We start from the raw sequence: 16114 nt of genomic DNA, 5'->3' as shown, positions 1-16114 counted from the left end.
CTTGGAGTGACCATGCGCGGCTATTTCGGGATCGGGATCGACGGCCCGTCAAAAGAGGGCAATGTGGGCAATCTGGTGCGCACGGCCCATTCCTTTGGCGCGTCTTTCGCTTTTGCTGTGAACCCGATGAAAATCTCCCACACTGGCGAGCTCGTGACCGCTGATTTCGCCGACACGTCAAAAAGCAGCACGCAGATCCCCTTTTATAATTATGAAACGGCGGCAGATGTGCATGTGCCGCAGGGCTGCCAGCTTGTGGGCATCGAGATGACAGACGATGCCGTGGACCTGCCAAGCTTTCGCCATCCGGTGCAGGCTGTCTATGTGCTGGGGGGTGAGCGCACCAGTCTTTCCCCCGCCATGGCAGAGCGCTGCGACTATATGATCAAAATCCCGACAAAGTTCAGCCTTAACGTGGCCACTGCAGGTGCTATAGTCATGTATGACCGCCTGCGCTTACTCGGCGGTTTCGCCGAAAGGCCGGTGATGCCGGGCGGCAAACCGATAGAGAAGCCGGCCCATGTGCATGGCGGCCGTTTCAGCCGGATTGAACGCCGGTTGAAGAATGAGACCAAGTAAGGCATATGCTTTAGGGCGCACGCCGCAGATTTGAGAGTAAACCGGGAAAACAGGGAACCTATGAGACAGCTTAAGGCATTCACACTCACGGCACTTCTTGTCACCAGCTTCACCGCAGCGGCTATTGCGCAGGGCACCCCGCGCAAGCTTTCCACCCATCAGGATTGGGACGCCATGGTTGCGGGCTCGGGCTCAAGCAAGGTTTGCTATGTGATCTCTGTCCCGAAGAAAACCTGGATCAGCCGCAAGGGCGCCAGCCGTGGCGATATCTATATGACAGTCTCTCACCGGCCTGCCTTTGGCGTGACGGATGAAGTGAATGTGGTGGTGGGTTACCCGATCCGGCAGGGCAGCGAAGCGCGCATCAGCGTGGACGGCCAGAAGAATTACCAGTTCTTCACCGAAGGCTCGGGCGCCTGGGCCTATGACCCGAAGGATGATAGGAGCGTCGTGGCCGCCATGAAAGCGGGCATCAACCTCGAAGTCCGCGCCACCAGCCAGCGCGGCACCAACACCCGAGACACCTTCAGCCTGCGCGGCTTCACCGCCGCCTACAATGCGGCGTCGAGAGCCTGTCGGTAACATGTGTGGTACCTGCCTGTCTGATCGAAAAAGTCTTTGGACCGGTCCTGTTCCTGATGGGCAAGAACTGGCCCGGGCGTGCGGTGGCTGGCTGATTTTGCTCGAGTGCCCAGAATGCAGCGCACTTTGGGTTGAGACCGCGTATGAACCCCACTGTTCCTTTTTGTATGTGGTAAGGTGGCGCTTTTCAAAGGACCAGTTTATCGCTCTGGCGGCATATTTTCTGGAGGTGTCGCCGAACGACTACGGTGCCGATTTCTGTCGGTGGCATCAGCAGGAAGTGAGAAGCCTGGCTAGAGACGCGGATCAAGAGACGCTCGACGAGATCGAAGCGCATTACAGGCGGTCAAATGGTCGCGTGGACCTGCGACCAGCAGAAAACCCAAACCCCATATACATTGAAGAACTGCTGGCAGGCCAAGTCTAGAGGCCGACTGTCTTGCCCTGCCAGCCGCCATTCTGGCGGCGGGCGAAGACGAGGGCGTCTTCTATGCCGCCAGCCTGCGCGACCAATTCCCCGCCCGGTGCCCAGGTGCTGGACTTGCCTACTCGCCCGCGCCCGGTTTACAATCGGCTTTTTCGGGCGTATAAGCCGCGCATGGGCTCCAGCCGCCCGCCGCCCGCGGACATTGTCTTGGTGAAGTGCTGGATTCATGGACATGAATTTCCATACGGCCTTTCAAGCCGGTGGCAATGCGGGCAACCATCCCTGATTTGAGAGGCCAGACAAAGGAAATTTCCGTGTCTAATAATCTCTCATCCAGTAACCCTTATCTCACTGGATCACTGGGCGGCGTTTTCGCAAGAACGGCGCTCCCCATCATCATTGTCATGGGCATGAACGGGGCGGTGACGCTTATCGATGCCTTGTTCCTCGGTCTTTATGTGGGGCCTGAGGCGCTTGGCGCCGTGACGCTGATGTTCCCCATTTTCATGCTGCTTGTTGCGCTTTCGACGCTGGTGTCAAGCGGCATGGCCAGCCAGGTGTCGCGTGCCCTTGGCGCGGGCAATCATGATGACGCGCAGGCGGTTTTTGTGGGCGCGCACGGCCTTGCGTTCCTGATCTGCTGCGTGCTGATCGCGGCTTTCAGTGTGGTTGGCACCGACATGGCGCGCCTGTTCGCGGGCAGCGCGGGGCCGATGGCCGATATGGGCCATACCTATATCAGCATTATGATTGTCGCATCGCCCATCATGTTCACCCTGTCGCTAAATTCTGACGCGATGCGGAGCGAAGGGCACCTGGGCCTGATGGCGGGCATCAGCCTGATGGTCTCGGTGCTGAATATCGTCTTCAACTATGTGCTGATCGCACGGCTTGAGTTTGGCGTGGCGGGGTCTGCATACGGCACGGTGCTGGCGCAGCTTGTGGCCTTCGCCTGCGTGATCGCCTACCGCACATGGGGCCGCACAGTCATCAGGCCATCTGCCTTCCTGGCGCACGGCCTGCACGTGCGCTGGCGGGCAACGCTTGCGCTTGGCATTCCGCCCAGCCTCAATTTCCTGGGGGTGTCGCTCGTCTCCGCGGCGGTTCTGGCGTCGCTTCAGCTGGTGGAAACCAGCCAGTATGGCGAAACCGTTTCGGCCTACGGCATCATCACGCGCACCACCACCTTTGTGATCCTGCCGCTTCTTGGGCTGTCGCAGGCCATGCAGGCGATTGTGGGCAACAATTACGGCGCTGAACTGTGGCACCGCTCGAACCGCGGCCTCGGTCTCGCGATTGCGGTGGCACTGGCCTATTGCCTGTTGGTGGAAGCCGCGCTGATCACTTTCGCCAGCCGCATCGGATACATGTTCGTGGATGATGCCAGCGTAGTGGCGGAGATTGTGCGCATCATGCCGGTGATGGTGTCCATGTTCGCCATCGGCGGGCCGCTTCTCTTGCTCGCGAACTATTTCCAGGCCATCGGCAAGGTGGCGCAGGCCGCACTATTGGGGCTCACGAAACCCTATCTGTTCGCCATCCCGCTGGTGTTCCTGATGCCGAAGCTGTTCGGCGAGGTGGGCATCTGGTGGGCCGGGCCGGTGGCGGAGCTGTGCCTTTTGCTGCTGGCGGTGGTCACGCTGAATAACGCGCGCAAGCGGCAAGCGCTGAAGTGGGGCCTGTTCCGGCAGGCGTAATCAAGGGGCGGGGCTTCGGGAAACCGGGGCCTCGCCTTTTCTTTACAAACGCCGGGCGCAGGCGTATAAGGCGCGCCAACAGGATAACCCGCTGTGTGGTGGAACGCCCGCAGCCTGAAACGCCCTGGACCGGGACATACCCCCGGAAAAGGCAGGAGTTAACACGATGCAGATTACCCCGAACGGCCAGGAGCCGATCGTTTCCCCTCGTATTCCAGCTGCTGACGACAAGCTCAATATCCTTGGGCTCGACCGCGATGAGCTGAAAGCCGCCATTGCAGAGATCGGCGTGGCCGAAAAGCAGGTGCGCATGCGCACCACGCAGGTGTGGCACTGGCTTTATCACCGCGGCGTATCCTCGTTCGACGATATGACCAATATCTCGAAGGATGTGCGCGCGAAGCTGGCGGAGCATTTCACCATCACGCGGCCAGAGATTGTCGAAGCGCAATATTCAAACGACGGCACGCGCAAATATCTGATCCGCTTCGCTGATGGCAATGAGGCCGAAGCTGTTTATATCCCCGAGGAAGATCGCGGCACGCTGTGTGTGTCATCACAAGTGGGCTGCACGCTCAATTGCAAGTTCTGTCACACGGGGACCATGCGGCTTGTGCGCAACCTGACGGCGGCCGAGATTGTGGCCCAGATGATGATCGCGCGCGACGATTTGGGCGAGTGGGAAAACCCGACCGAAGGCCGACGCGTGACCAACATCGTGATGATGGGCATGGGCGAGCCGCTCTATAACTTCGACAATGTGAAGAAAGCGCTTGAGATCATCATGGACGAGGAAGGCATCCAGCTTTCCCGCCGCCGCATCACGCTTTCCACATCCGGCGTGGTGCCGCACATGGAGCGCTGCGGCAAGGAAATCGGCGTGAACCTGGCAGTATCGCTGCACGCGGTGCGCGATGATGTGCGGTCCGAGATCATGCCGATCAACAAGAAGTACGGCCTTGAAGAAGTGCTGAAGGCGTGCGCCAACTATCCCGGTGCGCACAACGCCCGCCGTATCACGTTTGAGTATGCTATGCTCAAAGGCGTGAACGACAGCGACGCCGACGCGCGCGAGCTGGTGCGTTTGATCCGCAAATACAAGCTGCCGGCGAAGGTGAACCTGATCCCGTTCAACCCATGGCCGGGCACGGACTATGAATGCAGCGACTGGGGCCAGATCCAGCGCTTCTCTGACCTTGTTTATGAAGGCGGCATTTCCGCCCCGATCCGCACCCCGCGCGGGCGCGATATCATGGCGGCATGCGGGCAGCTGAAGTCGGCATCTGAGAAGAAATCGAAAGCTGCGCTGGCACGGGAAGCAGAGGCCGCAGCGGCGGCGACTGCGACCACCGAGCCGCACCACACCTCAACCGGCCTGACCTAGGCCCTCTGGTTGGGATAGACGGGGTCTGATTTTAACTAACTGTTAACCTTTTCAGACGGAAAAGGTTAACGGCGACTCGACTCCGCAGGGCACGAGTCGCTGGCCACGGTGAGCGACGCAACATTCCCACACTCGAAGTCCGCGACGGAGCAAACGGTTGGTCATCATGCTGGGCTCAGATGGATCAGTGGTGCTCAAGGCAGGGGATGGTCTGGTTCAGGTGGTTGTGGGAATAGAAACGATCTCGACCAGAGAAACGTCCTGCTTGTGAATTGAGCCCTTATGCCTTCGGGTCTGTACCGGTCCTGAGCCAGCCGGTGATGCTGTAGCGTGCGCGGCGCGAGAAGGTGGACACCTGGCTCACCGCATGCGGCTTGGGGATCGAGAAGATATTGAGCGCGTTGAACGAGGGCGTGAAGCCGCCTTCCACATGCTTTTTCTTGTCGAAGAACTGTAAAATCCCGCCCCAGTCAGGCTGCCATTCCGGCGTCATGTTGAGGACAAACGCAGCGCGGCGGTCCTTGCCGTAGACATTGTCATCATGAATGGTGAGGAAGTCACCCGGGGAAAATTTTGTCAGCTGGGCGTCGGCGAAGGTGATGTCCGCGTGGCCCGTGACGGTGCGGACAAATTCGATGAACGGCTTGCTGTTGATGAACTCGAACAGTTTATTGAACGGCTTTGCGCATTCGCCCGCGTGGTAGGCATCATAAATGGGATAGTTGTCGTAGATATACTGGAAGCCCTTTTGCGCGCCCGCATAGGCAGCCATGCGGATGTCGTGAAGCTGCTGGTCGGTCATCGCCTTGCGCTGTTCGGGGAACACGTCAAAAAGCTTGTCGCCCTGGTTAAGGTGCAAAATCCATTCTTTGAAGTCTGCGATGGCGTCAAACAGGTCCTTGGCCGACTGGTCCGTCAGCACGCCCGGAATATGGATGCGCCCCGCCAGCTTGTAGGTGGCAGCCAGCGCCGGTGCCTGCAATTCGTTCGACAGTTCAAGATTGAGTGCGGACATGCGCGCCTTCCCGTTTCAGACCTATGAGCCTCATAGCCTGAATTGGGAAGTGGGTCAAAGGGCACAAGGCCGGGCGGGGGACGGCATTTGGCCGCACCCGGGCTTCACTCACCGTCTGCCGAACAACGCGAGGATGCTATTCGGTGCCTGGTTGGCGATATTGAGCGCAATGATGCCCAGTTGTTCCTTCACCTGCGCGGCCTGCAGGTCTGCTGCCGTTCGGGCCAGGTCGGCGTCCACCATGCGGCCGATGCCGCGCTCGATCACGTCATGCAGTTTGCTGGCAAATTCGCGCTGGATTTCAAGCCGCCTTGATGCCGTTCCGAAGTGGCCCATGGCGCGGTTCACATTGTCGATCGACTCGTTGATCTTATCCATCGAATAATTCTGGTCATCGGTCAGCGTGATAAGCGCCCCGCCGAACGCCAGGCTCTGATGGTCGAAATCCAGGGTTTCGCTACCGTCGGAGTTCGCCAGCGCGCTGATAATGTCATTGCCGCTGTCGATCAGGTTGGTGCCGTTGAAGCTGGCGCTTGAGATCATCAGCTTGATCTGCTCGCGGTAGGCATCCAGGTCAGCCGTGTAGGCTTCAATCGCAGCGTCATCATTATTCTGTTGCGCGCTCAGGAGCGACGCCATCTTGCCTTTCATCTCAATCAGGATGTCAGAGATGCTTTCGGTCGCGACAAGGGCGACATCCACAGCGCTTGTGGCCCGGTCCAGGCTGTCCATGGACGCGCGCAGGCCAGACAGGTCGCCCCGCATGCGCTGGGCAATCGAATAGATGGCAGCGTCATCGGTGACGGAGCCGACCTTGTACCCGGTGGTAATTCGTTCCTGAAGAGTCTCGAGCCACTTATGGTTGGCTTCAAGGTTACGCAGCGCGGAAAGCGCGCCCGCGTTTGTGTTAACGCTCAGCATTGCCAGTTTCTCCAGCATTCGGCCCGCTTTTTTGGCAGACCACCCGTTAGGGCACCCATAGGTAGAATATACTAAAGCGCCTGACGCCGCAATCGGCACTGCAATCTGCAGAATATTTAGTTTCAGTTGACAAAAACTGCAGAATCTGCTGTTTACACCCCCGCGATTCGATAGAATTTCTGCGTTCCCAAATGAGAAAGCATGTTCGTCGAAGCAATTGACCCGGGGGTGGTTGCGCCCCCATACTCGCGCTGACAATTTTTATCCTGGAGTTCCTATATGTCGGACAAGATCAACAAGGTGGTACTGGCCTATTCTGGTGGCCTGGATACCTCGATCATTCTCAAGTGGTTGCAAGTGACCTATGACTGTGAAGTGGTAACCTTCACGGCTGACCTGGGTCAGGGCGAAGAGCTTGAGCCGGCACGACGAAAAGCCGAGATGCTGGGCATCAAGGATATCTTCATTGAAGACCTGCGCGAAGAGTTCGTGAAAGACTATGTCTTCCCCATGTTCCGCGCCAATACGGTTTATGAAGGCATGTATCTTCTGGGCACATCCATCGCCCGGCCGCTGATTTCCAAGCGCCAGATCGAGATCGCGAAAGAAGTGGGCGCGGACGCGGTGTGCCACGGCGCAACCGGCAAGGGCAACGACCAGGTCCGGTTCGAGCTGGGCTATTATGCCCTGAACCCCGATATCAAGGTGATCGCCCCCTGGCGCGAGTGGGACCTGCACAGCCGGACTGCGCTCCTTGAATTTGCTGAACAGCACCAGATTCCGGTGCCAAAAGACAAGCGCGGCGAAAGCCCGTTTTCTGTCGACGCCAACTTGCTGCACACCTCCAGTGAGGGCAAGGCGCTTGAGGACCCATGGGAGGCTGCTGAAGAATATGTCTATAGCCGCACAGACGATCCGCTGACGGCCCCCAATGAGCCCGAATATATCGAGGTTGAGTTCGAGAAGGGTGACGCAGTGGGCATCAACGGCGTGGCCATGAGCCCGGCGACGCTGCTTGAGCAGCTGAACGCCTACGGCAAGAAACACGGCATTGGCCGCCTGGACTTACTCGAGAACCGTTTTGTCGGCATGAAGTCCCGCGGGATTTACGAGACGCCGGGCGGCACGATCCTTCTGGCCGCGCACCGGGGTATCGAGCAGATCACGCTCGACCGCGGCGCCATGCACCTGAAGGACGAGATTATGCCCAAGTATGCGGAATGCATCTATAACGGCTTCTGGTTCAGCCCAGAGCGCGAGATGATGCAGGCGCTGATTGACAAGAGCCAGGAGTTCGTGGCGGGCACAGTGCGCCTGATGCTCTACAAGGGCAGCGCGCATGTCGTTGGCCGCAAAAGCCCCTACAGCCTCTATTCCATGGAACATGTGACGTTCGAGGAAGACAGTGTCTACGACCAGCGCGACGCGGCTGGCTTTATCAAGCTGAATGCCCTTCGCCTGCAGCTTCTGAAGCGCCGCGGTAATGTGACTGAGCCGCCAGCTTACGAGTAAGCTGACAGCCACGCGCATAGCAGCCTTTCGAAACCGGGCCTTGACGGATGTCGTGGCCCGGTTTTTCATGCCTGCAGTTGAAAAGGTGCCGAGCTGGCGCAGTTTCACAGATCAAAGGAGCGTTTGTGGCCGACATTTTCACTATCATTGCACCGGTCTTTCTGATCATGATGCTGGGCTTTGGCCTTGGGAAAACCAAGCTGTTCCCCGAAGGCTCCGCCCCCATTTTGATCAGCTTCGTCTGGTATGTGGCGATCCCGGCGCTTCTGTTCCGCGCGCTGGCGCCGAAGGAGCTGCCGCATGCGTCCGAGATGCTCTTGGTGCTGGCTTATTATGGCGCGCTTTATGTGGTTTATATGTTGGCCATGCTGCTCACCCGCCTCCTGTTTGGCCTGACAACGGCAGAGCAGGGCACTTTCGCCTTTGTCACCTGTTTCGGCAACGCGGGCTTCATTGGCATCCCGATTGTCGAAGGCGTTTACGGCGAAGAAGGCGTGCGGATGCTGTTGATGCTGGTGAGCTTCCATTCGCTGACGCTGCTGCCTGTCACCACCATGGTGGTGGAGCGCGCGCTCAACCGCGGCAACGGCACCAACATCCTGGCGACAACCTTCAAAAGCGTGCGCCAGAACCCCATCATTATCGCCCTTGTGGCGGGGCTTGGCTGGTCGGCGCTGCAAATACCCGTGCCCAACTGGCTGGACAAGGTGCTGGAGCTTCCCGCTGTGGCCGCGGCACCCGTGGGGCTGTTTTCTGTGGGGCTTTCGCTTTCGCGCGTGCAGATCGCGGGTAACATCACCCACGCTGTGCTTGCGGTGGCGCTGAAGCTTGCGGTGCTGCCGCTGACGGTCTTTGTCACCACCTATTATCTGGTCGGCCTGCCACCCGTTTGGTGCGTGGTGGCAACCCTGATGGCGGCGCTCCCGTCGGGCATGATCCCCTACAGCTTCGCCACCAAATATGCTATTGGTGCCCGGCGTGTGGCAACGGCGGTGCTGATCTCGACAGCAGCGTCGGCCTTCACGCTTTCGGTGGTGCTTTACCTTATTCGTGCGGGAGGTCTGTGATGAAAATGATCTGGCAGGTTTATCTTTCGGGGGAGATCCACAGTGACTGGCGCGCTGAAATCGCAGCAGCGGTTAAGGACGCAGAGTTGCCGATCGAGCTGATGGGCCCCAATACCGACCACAGCGACTCGGACGATTGCGGCGCGGTGATCATGGGCGAACCGGAAAGCGCCTTCTGGCGCGACCATATGGGCGCGAAGGTGAACGCCATTCGCACGCGCACGCTGATTGAGGCTGCAGACATTGTGGTGGTGCGTTTTGGCGAACAGTACCGGCAGTGGAACGCCGCCTTCGACGCGGGCTATGCGGCGGCGCTGGGCAAAAGCCTGATTGTGCAGCACCCGGTTGAGTTCACCCACGCACTCAAGGAAGTGGACGGCGCGGCCATGGCCACCTGCGAAACTGTCACACAAGTGATAGAGATTTTGCGCTACGTCACAACCGGCGTGCTGAACCGTTAGGACCCATATGAAGCTCTATTATTCCAAGACATCGCCTTATGCCCGCAAGGTGCTGCTGCTTGCCAAATCGATTGGCTTTGGCGACCAGCTTGAGGTGGTGATGGCCAACCCGCTGGCGAACGAGGATGCGCTTCTGGCGGCCAACCCCCTCAATAAGGTGCCAGCTTTGATGCTGGACGATGGCCGCTGCGTGTTCGACAGCCCCGTGATCATGGAATCCCTGCTGGATATGGCCGGGCAGCCGCGCGCGGGTGATGAGTATTTCGAAGACCTGCAGATTCAGGCCCTGACAGACGGTATATTGGATGCCGCCCTTGGCCTTGTGATGGAAAGCCGGCGCGAGGACAGCGAAAAATCTGCTTACTGGCAGGAACGCTGGCACGGGGCAATCAAGCGGGCGCTGGCCGTACTGGAAGCCACCTGGCTCGATAAGCTCCACGCCTGGAACAGTGCGTCCATCGCCGCGGCCTGCACGCTGGATTACCTTTCGTTCCGCCTGCCGGAAATCAGCTGGCGCGAGGCGCACCCGGCGCTCGCCACCTGGTTTGATGAAGTGGCCACAAACCCTGACTTCACCGCCACCAACCCGCGCGATTGAGCCCCATAGAAAAAGGCCACCCGGCGTACCGAATGGCCTTTTGTATTTTTTGCCGACGCGCCTGTTAGTTGGCGCGCTGTGCATCACGTGTGGCTTTGAACTCGGTGCCTTCGCGCCAGTTTGGCCATGCGTCGCTATCAATCAGGCTGCGGCCCGTGCTGTAGTATAGCTTGAGGTCTTCGACAGCGCCCGTCAGGTCCCAGTCTTCACGATATTCGTCAGACGGCGAGTGATAGTGCTTTTCGATATACTCGGCGACGATCGCTTCCACATAGGCCCGGCCTTTTTCCCGGTGGTCATAGCCCGAGTTGGGGTAAAGCATCGGCACACCTTTTTTCGACAGCTCAAAGTGGTCGGAGCGGTAGAAATAGCCTTTCTCCGGTTCCTGGTCCGCCACCAGAATACGGTCCTGCGCCTTGGCGGCGGCCTTCAGGTAGTCGTCCAGTTCGGAGTTGCCGAGCCCCACGACCGTCACGTCCCGGGTGGGGCCATAGAAATTCAGGCCGTCCATATTGATGCCGCCCACAGTGTTTTTGAGCGGGAACAGCGGATGTTCGGCATAATAGGCTGAACCCAGAAGGCCCTGTTCCTCTGCCGTCACGGCCAGGAACAACACCGAGCGTTTTGGCTTGGGGCCGGTCGCGTATTTGCGTGCCAGCTCAATCAGGCCGCCGGTGCCGGTGGCATTATCGAGCGCGCCGTTATAGATGCCGTCGCCCTCAACGGTCGGGTCGGTGCCGATATGGTCCCAGTGCGCCATATAGACGAAAACCTCGTCCGGCTTTTCCGAGCCTTCGATAAAACCGGCCACATTGCGGCTGTCCATGTGCGCCACATCTGACCGGAAGCCGGTTGAAAACTTCAGGTTCATCGGTACGGCCTTGAAGCCCGGCGTTTTGGCGGCTGTATACATGGTGTCGAGGTCAAGCCCCGCCATAGTGAACAGTTCTGCGGCTTTTTCCTTGGTGATCCAGGCTTCGGCCTCGGAAAAGCCGGTGCCCTTGTCTTCGCGCACAAGGCCGAACTGCGGGCCGGTCCAGCTGCTGTCGACCGTCTGCCAGCCGTAGGCGGCGGGCTTGGTGTCATGGATGATGATGGCGGCGGCAGCACCCTGGCGGGCGGCTTCGTCGAACTTATAGTCCCAGCGGCCATAGTAGGTCATGGTGTTGCCAGCAAACAGCTCGGGGTCCTGGGTCGCATAGCCGGGGTCGTTGACCAGCATCACGACCGTCTTGCCCTTGACGTCCACGCCTTCATAGTCATTCCAGCCGCGCTCTGGCGCGTTGATGCCGTACCCCACGAATACCATGTCGCTCATCTGCACTTCACTGTCGGTCTGCTCGCGTCGGGTCCAGACAACATGGTCAGCGCGGTAAGAAAGCTTCAGCTCGCCGCCGTCGCCTGTGACTGTCATCTCAGGCGCGCCTTTGGTCTCAATCGACACCAGCGGCACGGCCTGGGTGTAGCTATCGCCGTTGGCGGGCTTCAGGCCTGCGTCCTTGAAGGCGGCTTCCAGATACTGGACTGTCAGCTCCTCGCCCGGGCTGCCGGGCGCGCGGCCGCCGAACTCGTCAGACGCCAGAGTGGTGATATGGCCCTTCAGCGCCTCTGTGTTCATGGCATAGGGGGCGGTTGCCTCCTCCGCCTGCTGGCTGTCGCCGCAGGCCGCGAGGGCGAGCATAAGCGCCCCTGTTAATGCAAAATTCTTCATGGAAAACTCCCCGTTTATATTTGTGACGGAGAGTGGCTGGTAGCGGCGGCGCTGTCAATGCGGCTTGGGTTCGCCGAATGGAATTGGCGAGTGCTTTTGAGGCGTTCGCGTCGCCATTTGAGGCGTTCGCGGTCCGGTTGTCGCTTTCATTGATTTGCCGGGTGCACGGTCCATTCAGACAAAGCGAATGGATTCAGGAGGTAAGAATGAAATCCAAGAAAAAAGTCATGATAGCGACAGCTGCCTGTGCCCTTTGGACCGGCCCTGCAGTCGCGGCAGACGAGGCAACCATCTTCAGCTACAGCTTCTTCGAAGGCGCCTTCGTGCATGACGATTTGCGCACTGGGGGCCTTCAGATCACAGACCGTGACGGTGTTGGCGATACGACAGACGACAATTTCGGCACGCTCTCGGGCGATACCGGCAATGGCGCTTCCGCGCGCCTGTCGTTCGAACTTTTCGGGGACGGTGATCGCGGTTTCCATATCGTCACCGACTATATCCAGACAAGCCATGCTCCGGTTCTGAACCTTACCAGCCTGCAGGGCTGGTCGGCATCGGGTGTGTTGGATGCGAAACAGAAAGAGTGGCGCGCCGCCATCGGCTATCACACGCTTGTGGGGCAAAAAGTCAGCCTGTTTGCGGAAGTGGGCGTGGTGAACAGCAAGGTTGATTTCGGCACCGCAGCCCTGGTGCTTGGTGGCAGCACCGCCAGCGCAGACCTTGGTGAGGCCAGTGGGTCCAGAACATCGGTGGATGCCAAGCTTGGTGTCCGTGCCATGGTGAGCGAACGGTTCGAGGTGACAGGTTTTGCCCGCTACCACGGCAACGGCGACATCGGTACAAGTGACGGTGGCAACAGGGTTGATTTTTCTGGCAAGGTACGGGCAGGCGCAGGCGTGCTTTACCGTCTGAATAAACGCTTCGCGTTCGGGCTGGATTACGAATTTGGCAAACCGGGCCGGGCGCGACTGGGCGCGCGGCTAAGCTTCTAGGCGGGCTTCCAGCAGTTGCCGGACATGGTCAATCCGTGTCCGGCCAACGGGCAGCTCAGTACCGTTGCTGAGATGCAGGGCATAGCGACTGCCTTCCAGCGATTTGATGTCCAGAATGGCTGTCCGGTGGACTAGGTAGCTCTTGTGGGTGCGGACGAAGGCGCTTGCCAGGATATGTTCCAGCCGGTTCAGCGACTTGTCGTGGAATCGCGTGTCACCAGTTGCCAGAAGGGCTTCTGAATATTTGTCCGCCGCCTTGAAATAGAGAATGTCCTGAAGCTCCACCACCTCGAAGCCGCCGCGGGTCTCGAAAGAAAGCTGCCTGGGCTGGGCGGGCCTGTCTGGCGTACTGTCCCACAGTCGGGTGAAGGCCTTCGACAGCCGCGCCCTGGTGAACGGCTTGGGCACAAAATCCAGCACGCCATACTCGAACGCCTCAAGCGCGCGGTCGGTTTGGGCTGACACAATGATGGTGTGGGCTGCCTTGGCCGTGAAACGCTTCAGAAGGTCGAACCCGTCCTCCCCCGCCAGGTTGAGATCCAAGAGGATCACGTCGGCGTCCATGCCAGCCAGTTGCTGGTCCGCCTCCTCAACGCTGGTTGCCAGCGCGCAGGCTGCCAGCCTGTCGCCCAATATCTCGGTGCTCAGGCGCTGAAGCCGCCGGGCGACAAGTGGTTCATCCTCAACGATCAGTATGCGGTAGGGCATGGGTTATCTGGTTCCGCCCTTTTCATTCTTCCGGCCAATTTCAATGATGGTTTCCCACGCCGAGCCTACCTGCCTGGCGTCAAAGCGAAAAGCTTTTCCGCAAAATTCTTCAAGCCGCGCGATGACATACCGGGTGCCCGTACCTGTGCCAAGCCCCGTGCCGACAGCGCCTGCAGTGACCGGGCAGCGCAGGTGGTAGCGCGTGCCGGAGGCCAGCTCTTCGGCCATCAGCCGGAAGCAAATATCGCGGCCCGTGTAGTTATTGTGGGTGAAGGCGTTTTCCATCAGCGTATGAAGGATGCCCGGCGGCACATTTGCCTGCAGGTCTACGCCCGTTGTCTCGATGGTCATTCTTGCCTCGAAGCGCTGTTCCATCAGCCTGAGGTGGACACGGCACAGGTCAAGCTCTTCCCTCAGCGTGACGGATTGCCTTTCTGCAAAGTCGGCGAGCAGCCGGAATTCGGTCGCCAGTCCGTCGATGAAATCGACCGCGTCTTCGGGGCTGGTTTCCACCCATTCCATCAGCGCCGTCAGGGAATTCATCAGGAAATGCGGCTGGATGTTGCGCTTGATCAGGTCGGCGCGCAGGCGTTCTGATACGAGCGCCAGTTGCTGCGCCTCCCTGGTCCTGCGCCGAAGGTCCAGTCCCAGATCGATGGCAAGCAAAAGCGTGACGGCAATCAGGTAGGGGTGTTTGCCCAGAGGGTCGACGGCAAGGGCGGCCAGGGCCATGCCATGACCCCAGAAATACAGGCCCGGTGCGGTGCGGCCCCTGTAGGCGGCCAGGGCCGCCGCGCCCATCAGCAGCAACTGAAGGGCGGCGAAGGCCCAGATGTCTTCCCGGCCATCCGGTGCGGCGACAAGGGCCAGGGCCAATGCAAGGCCTGCCGCGCCCATCCATAGGGCGCGATTCTTCAGGCCTAGGCGGACCAGCGTCACCCAGGCCAGCAGGGCGAAGACAAGCAGGGCAAACGGCACGATCATTCGGTCAAGAAGGGGCTGCCAGCCATAGGGGTAGCTGAACAGGAACTGGCCTTCCTCCAACAGGATTACGGCAAAGATGGCGAAGCAGGTGACCGCCGCTGCCAGAAGTGTGGGGGACCGGCCACCGGTGAAGGTGAGCACCAGAAGATAGCCGCCCACGAGGAAGGATGCGGTGGCCACGAAGAAGGTGCTGATAACCGACCAGTGGACGCCGAAAAAGTCTGACTGGAGCGCCGCCGTCCGGACATACAGGTCGAGGCCTGCGCCCTTCTCAAGGCCAAGCGCGTTGATCCGCATTTCCAAGAGGTGCTTTCCCGGCTCCAGGGCCCCTGCGGGGATCATCACCCGACTGTGGCGGTTGGCGCTTTCACCCCTCTGGCGGTTCGAACCGATGAGAGCGCCGTCCCAGTAGAAGTCGTAAACACCATAGAGGCTGACGCTCATGGCCAGCGGGTTGGTGACGGCCTCTTCCGGGCCGTCGCGGACCAGGATTTCCTGCCGGAAAACCAGGGTGGCGTCCTTGTGGGGCACCCGGCCCGTGAAGGGTTTCCAGTCTTCCGGTCCGGGCAGGGGCTTATCCACTGTCGGGACAAATTGCATGGGGGGCGCGACGGCTTCCAGCTCAACTGCCAGCGCTGTAGGTGAACAAGCCACCCAAAGGACCACCAGATATGTCAGGAACCGTTTCATGGACAGACCATAGCCCAGTCGGCGCGATTTGCCACCGCAAAGGCGCCAACGTCTCATGGCGCTGTTCTGACTGGCTTGGGCTTAACCGATGAAGGTGTTTTTGATGCCGTCCAGCATGAACTGGCACGACAGGGCCGCCAGGATGACGCCCAGAAGCCGGGTCAGTACCGCGTTCACGGTGGGGCCAAGCCAGTCCATCACCTTGGAGGCGGCGAAGAAGATGATGAGCGTGATCAGCATCACGACCGCAAGCGCGGCCAGAATAGCCCCCTGGGCCGCCATATCATGCTCATAGTTGGACATGGTCAGCATGATGGTGGCGATGGCGCCGGGGCCTGCCAGGAGCGGAATAGCGACGGGAAAGACGGAAATGTCTTCGAAATATTCGTCCAGCTTTTCAGCCGATTCCTGCTTTCGTTCGGTGCGCTTCTCGAACACCATTTCAAGTGCGATGATGAGTAGCATCAACCCGCCCGCAACCCGAAGGCCGTCCATGGAGATGCCAAGCGCGTTCAGGAACGGTTTCCCCACAAGGGCGAAAAACACCAGCACCAGCGTGCCCACAATGGTGCCCTTGATGGCCATGGTACGCTTGTGGCTTGTGGTGGCGCCCTGGGTCAGGCCCGCGAAAACCGGTGCGATGCCGATGGGGTCGACAATGACAAACAGGCCGATAAAGGCGGCGATAAAGGCTTCATACATACTGCATGCTCCGTTTAACTGACGCGGTTATCAGCCTGTTCTGAAAGCTGGATGCTTACGGGCTGCCGTTCTTAAAGCGTA

The 16114-nt window shown here is 59.5% G+C and carries 16 protein-coding genes; 10 read left to right on the top strand and 6 right to left on the bottom strand.

What is annotated here, in order from left to right; genetic code table 11:
- Positions 1-12: 12 nt before the first annotated feature.
- The 5 genes from KORM41_RS16875 (at position 13) to rlmN (ending at position 4669) form a co-directional block, all read left to right on the top strand.
- Positions 13-579 (top strand): RNA methyltransferase, encoded by a 567-nt coding sequence (locus KORM41_RS16875; RefSeq protein ID WP_068150939.1) that lies wholly within the window; start codon positions 13-15, stop codon positions 577-579.
- A gap of 60 nt (positions 580-639) precedes the next feature.
- On the top strand, positions 640-1161 hold the full coding sequence (locus KORM41_RS16870) for an invasion associated locus B family protein (RefSeq protein WP_068150936.1): 522 nt from the start codon (positions 640-642) through the stop codon (positions 1159-1161).
- 163 nt (positions 1162-1324) lie between these two features.
- Positions 1325-1588, top strand: coding sequence for a hypothetical protein (locus KORM41_RS22295; protein ID WP_231727313.1), 264 nt, complete (start codon positions 1325-1327; stop codon positions 1586-1588).
- A gap of 314 nt (positions 1589-1902) precedes the next feature.
- Positions 1903-3285, top strand: coding sequence for an MATE family efflux transporter (locus tag KORM41_RS16860; RefSeq protein WP_068151158.1), 1383 nt, complete (start codon positions 1903-1905; stop codon positions 3283-3285).
- Positions 3286-3451: 166 nt separating this feature from the next.
- Positions 3452-4669 carry a 23S rRNA (adenine(2503)-C(2))-methyltransferase RlmN gene (rlmN, locus tag KORM41_RS16855; protein WP_068150931.1) on the top strand — a complete coding sequence of 406 codons (1218 nt, stop codon included), beginning with the start codon at positions 3452-3454 and terminating at the stop codon, positions 4667-4669.
- A 280-nt stretch (positions 4670-4949) separates the two neighbouring features.
- Here rlmN and KORM41_RS16850 read toward each other — a convergent pair whose 3' ends face one another.
- Both KORM41_RS16850 and KORM41_RS16845 read right to left on the bottom strand, forming a co-directional pair.
- Positions 4950-5684: a 2OG-Fe(II) oxygenase gene (locus tag KORM41_RS16850; RefSeq protein WP_068150929.1), complete on the bottom strand. Its 735-nt coding sequence runs from the start codon at positions 5682-5684 to the stop codon at positions 4950-4952.
- Between the two features lie 108 nt (positions 5685-5792).
- Positions 5793-6623, bottom strand: a complete 831-nt coding sequence (locus KORM41_RS16845; protein WP_068150925.1) for a flagellin — start codon at positions 6621-6623, stop codon at positions 5793-5795.
- Positions 6624-6884: 261 nt separating this feature from the next.
- On the opposite strand from KORM41_RS16845, the gene KORM41_RS16840 reads away from it, so the two are divergent.
- The 4 genes from KORM41_RS16840 to KORM41_RS16825 all read left to right on the top strand — a co-directional run bounded on the left by KORM41_RS16840 (position 6885) and on the right by KORM41_RS16825 (position 10243).
- Positions 6885-8117 carry an argininosuccinate synthase gene (locus KORM41_RS16840; protein WP_068150922.1) on the top strand — a complete coding sequence of 411 codons (1233 nt, stop codon included), beginning with the start codon at positions 6885-6887 and terminating at the stop codon, positions 8115-8117.
- A 125-nt stretch (positions 8118-8242) separates the two neighbouring features.
- Complete coding sequence (locus KORM41_RS16835) at positions 8243-9184, top strand: AEC family transporter (protein WP_068150918.1); 942 nt, start codon at positions 8243-8245, stop codon at positions 9182-9184.
- A complete protein-coding gene (locus tag KORM41_RS16830; protein WP_068150917.1) occupies positions 9184-9645 on the top strand; it encodes a YtoQ family protein in 462 nt (153 codons plus the stop codon). Before KORM41_RS16835 ends, KORM41_RS16830 begins: the two co-directional genes overlap by 1 nt.
- Before the next feature lie 7 nt (positions 9646-9652).
- Positions 9653-10243 (top strand): glutathione S-transferase N-terminal domain-containing protein, encoded by a 591-nt coding sequence (locus KORM41_RS16825; protein ID WP_068150914.1) that lies wholly within the window; start codon positions 9653-9655, stop codon positions 10241-10243.
- Positions 10244-10307: 64 nt separating this feature from the next.
- Here the strand turns inward: KORM41_RS16825 and KORM41_RS16820 are convergent, their stop codons facing one another.
- Positions 10308-11954: a M28 family metallopeptidase gene (locus KORM41_RS16820; RefSeq protein ID WP_068150912.1), complete on the bottom strand. Its 1647-nt coding sequence runs from the start codon at positions 11952-11954 to the stop codon at positions 10308-10310.
- A gap of 206 nt (positions 11955-12160) precedes the next feature.
- On the opposite strand from KORM41_RS16820, the gene KORM41_RS16815 reads away from it, so the two are divergent.
- On the top strand, positions 12161-12949 hold the full coding sequence (locus KORM41_RS16815; protein ID WP_068150909.1) for a hypothetical protein: 789 nt from the start codon (positions 12161-12163) through the stop codon (positions 12947-12949).
- Here KORM41_RS16815 and KORM41_RS16810 read toward each other — a convergent pair.
- Genes KORM41_RS16810 through KORM41_RS16800 form a run of 3 tightly spaced genes read right to left on the bottom strand, consistent with a single transcriptional unit; the run spans position 12938 to position 16033 of the window.
- Positions 12938-13657 (bottom strand): LytR/AlgR family response regulator transcription factor, encoded by a 720-nt coding sequence (locus tag KORM41_RS16810; RefSeq protein WP_068150906.1) that lies wholly within the window; start codon positions 13655-13657, stop codon positions 12938-12940. The two genes, KORM41_RS16815 and KORM41_RS16810, sit on opposite strands and share 12 nt — an antisense overlap.
- A gap of 3 nt (positions 13658-13660) precedes the next feature.
- On the bottom strand, positions 13661-15388 hold the full coding sequence (locus tag KORM41_RS16805; protein WP_068150904.1) for a histidine kinase: 1728 nt from the start codon (positions 15386-15388) through the stop codon (positions 13661-13663).
- Between the two features lie 24 nt (positions 15389-15412).
- Positions 15413-16033 (bottom strand): MarC family protein, encoded by a 621-nt coding sequence (locus KORM41_RS16800; RefSeq protein ID WP_068150902.1) that lies wholly within the window; start codon positions 16031-16033, stop codon positions 15413-15415.
- Between the last annotated feature and the right edge of the window lie 81 nt (positions 16034-16114).

Source organism: Kordiimonas lipolytica, assembly GCF_001550065.1.
The sequence above is the reverse complement of the archived record's forward strand: the minus strand, read 5'-3'. Positions and strand labels throughout refer to the sequence as shown.

What these genes read in the sequence shown, in the direction of transcription:
- KORM41_RS16875 (WP_068150939.1), top strand. Translation starts at nt 13, where the DNA reads ATGCGCGGCTATTTCGGGATCGGGATCGACGGCCCGTCAAAAGAGGGC.
- KORM41_RS16870 (WP_068150936.1), top strand. Translation starts at nt 640, where the DNA reads ATGAGACAGCTTAAGGCATTCACACTCACGGCACTTCTTGTCACCAGC.
- rlmN (WP_068150931.1), top strand. Translation starts at nt 3,452, where the DNA reads ATGCAGATTACCCCGAACGGCCAGGAGCCGATCGTTTCCCCTCGTATT.
- KORM41_RS16850 (WP_068150929.1), bottom strand. Translation starts at nt 5,684, where the DNA reads ATGTCCGCACTCAATCTTGAACTGTCGAACGAATTGCAGGCACCGGCG.
- KORM41_RS16845 (WP_068150925.1), bottom strand. Translation starts at nt 6,623, where the DNA reads ATGCTGGAGAAACTGGCAATGCTGAGCGTTAACACAAACGCGGGCGCG.
- KORM41_RS16840 (WP_068150922.1), top strand. Translation starts at nt 6,885, where the DNA reads ATGTCGGACAAGATCAACAAGGTGGTACTGGCCTATTCTGGTGGCCTG.
- KORM41_RS16830 (WP_068150917.1), top strand. Translation starts at nt 9,184, where the DNA reads ATGAAAATGATCTGGCAGGTTTATCTTTCGGGGGAGATCCACAGTGAC.
- KORM41_RS16825 (WP_068150914.1), top strand. Translation starts at nt 9,653, where the DNA reads ATGAAGCTCTATTATTCCAAGACATCGCCTTATGCCCGCAAGGTGCTG.
- KORM41_RS16820 (WP_068150912.1), bottom strand. Translation starts at nt 11,954, where the DNA reads ATGAAGAATTTTGCATTAACAGGGGCGCTTATGCTCGCCCTCGCGGCC.
- KORM41_RS16815 (WP_068150909.1), top strand. Translation starts at nt 12,161, where the DNA reads ATGAAATCCAAGAAAAAAGTCATGATAGCGACAGCTGCCTGTGCCCTT.
- KORM41_RS16810 (WP_068150906.1), bottom strand. Translation starts at nt 13,657, where the DNA reads ATGCCCTACCGCATACTGATCGTTGAGGATGAACCACTTGTCGCCCGG.
- KORM41_RS16805 (WP_068150904.1), bottom strand. Translation starts at nt 15,388, where the DNA reads ATGAGACGTTGGCGCCTTTGCGGTGGCAAATCGCGCCGACTGGGCTAT.
- KORM41_RS16800 (WP_068150902.1), bottom strand. Translation starts at nt 16,033, where the DNA reads ATGTATGAAGCCTTTATCGCCGCCTTTATCGGCCTGTTTGTCATTGTC.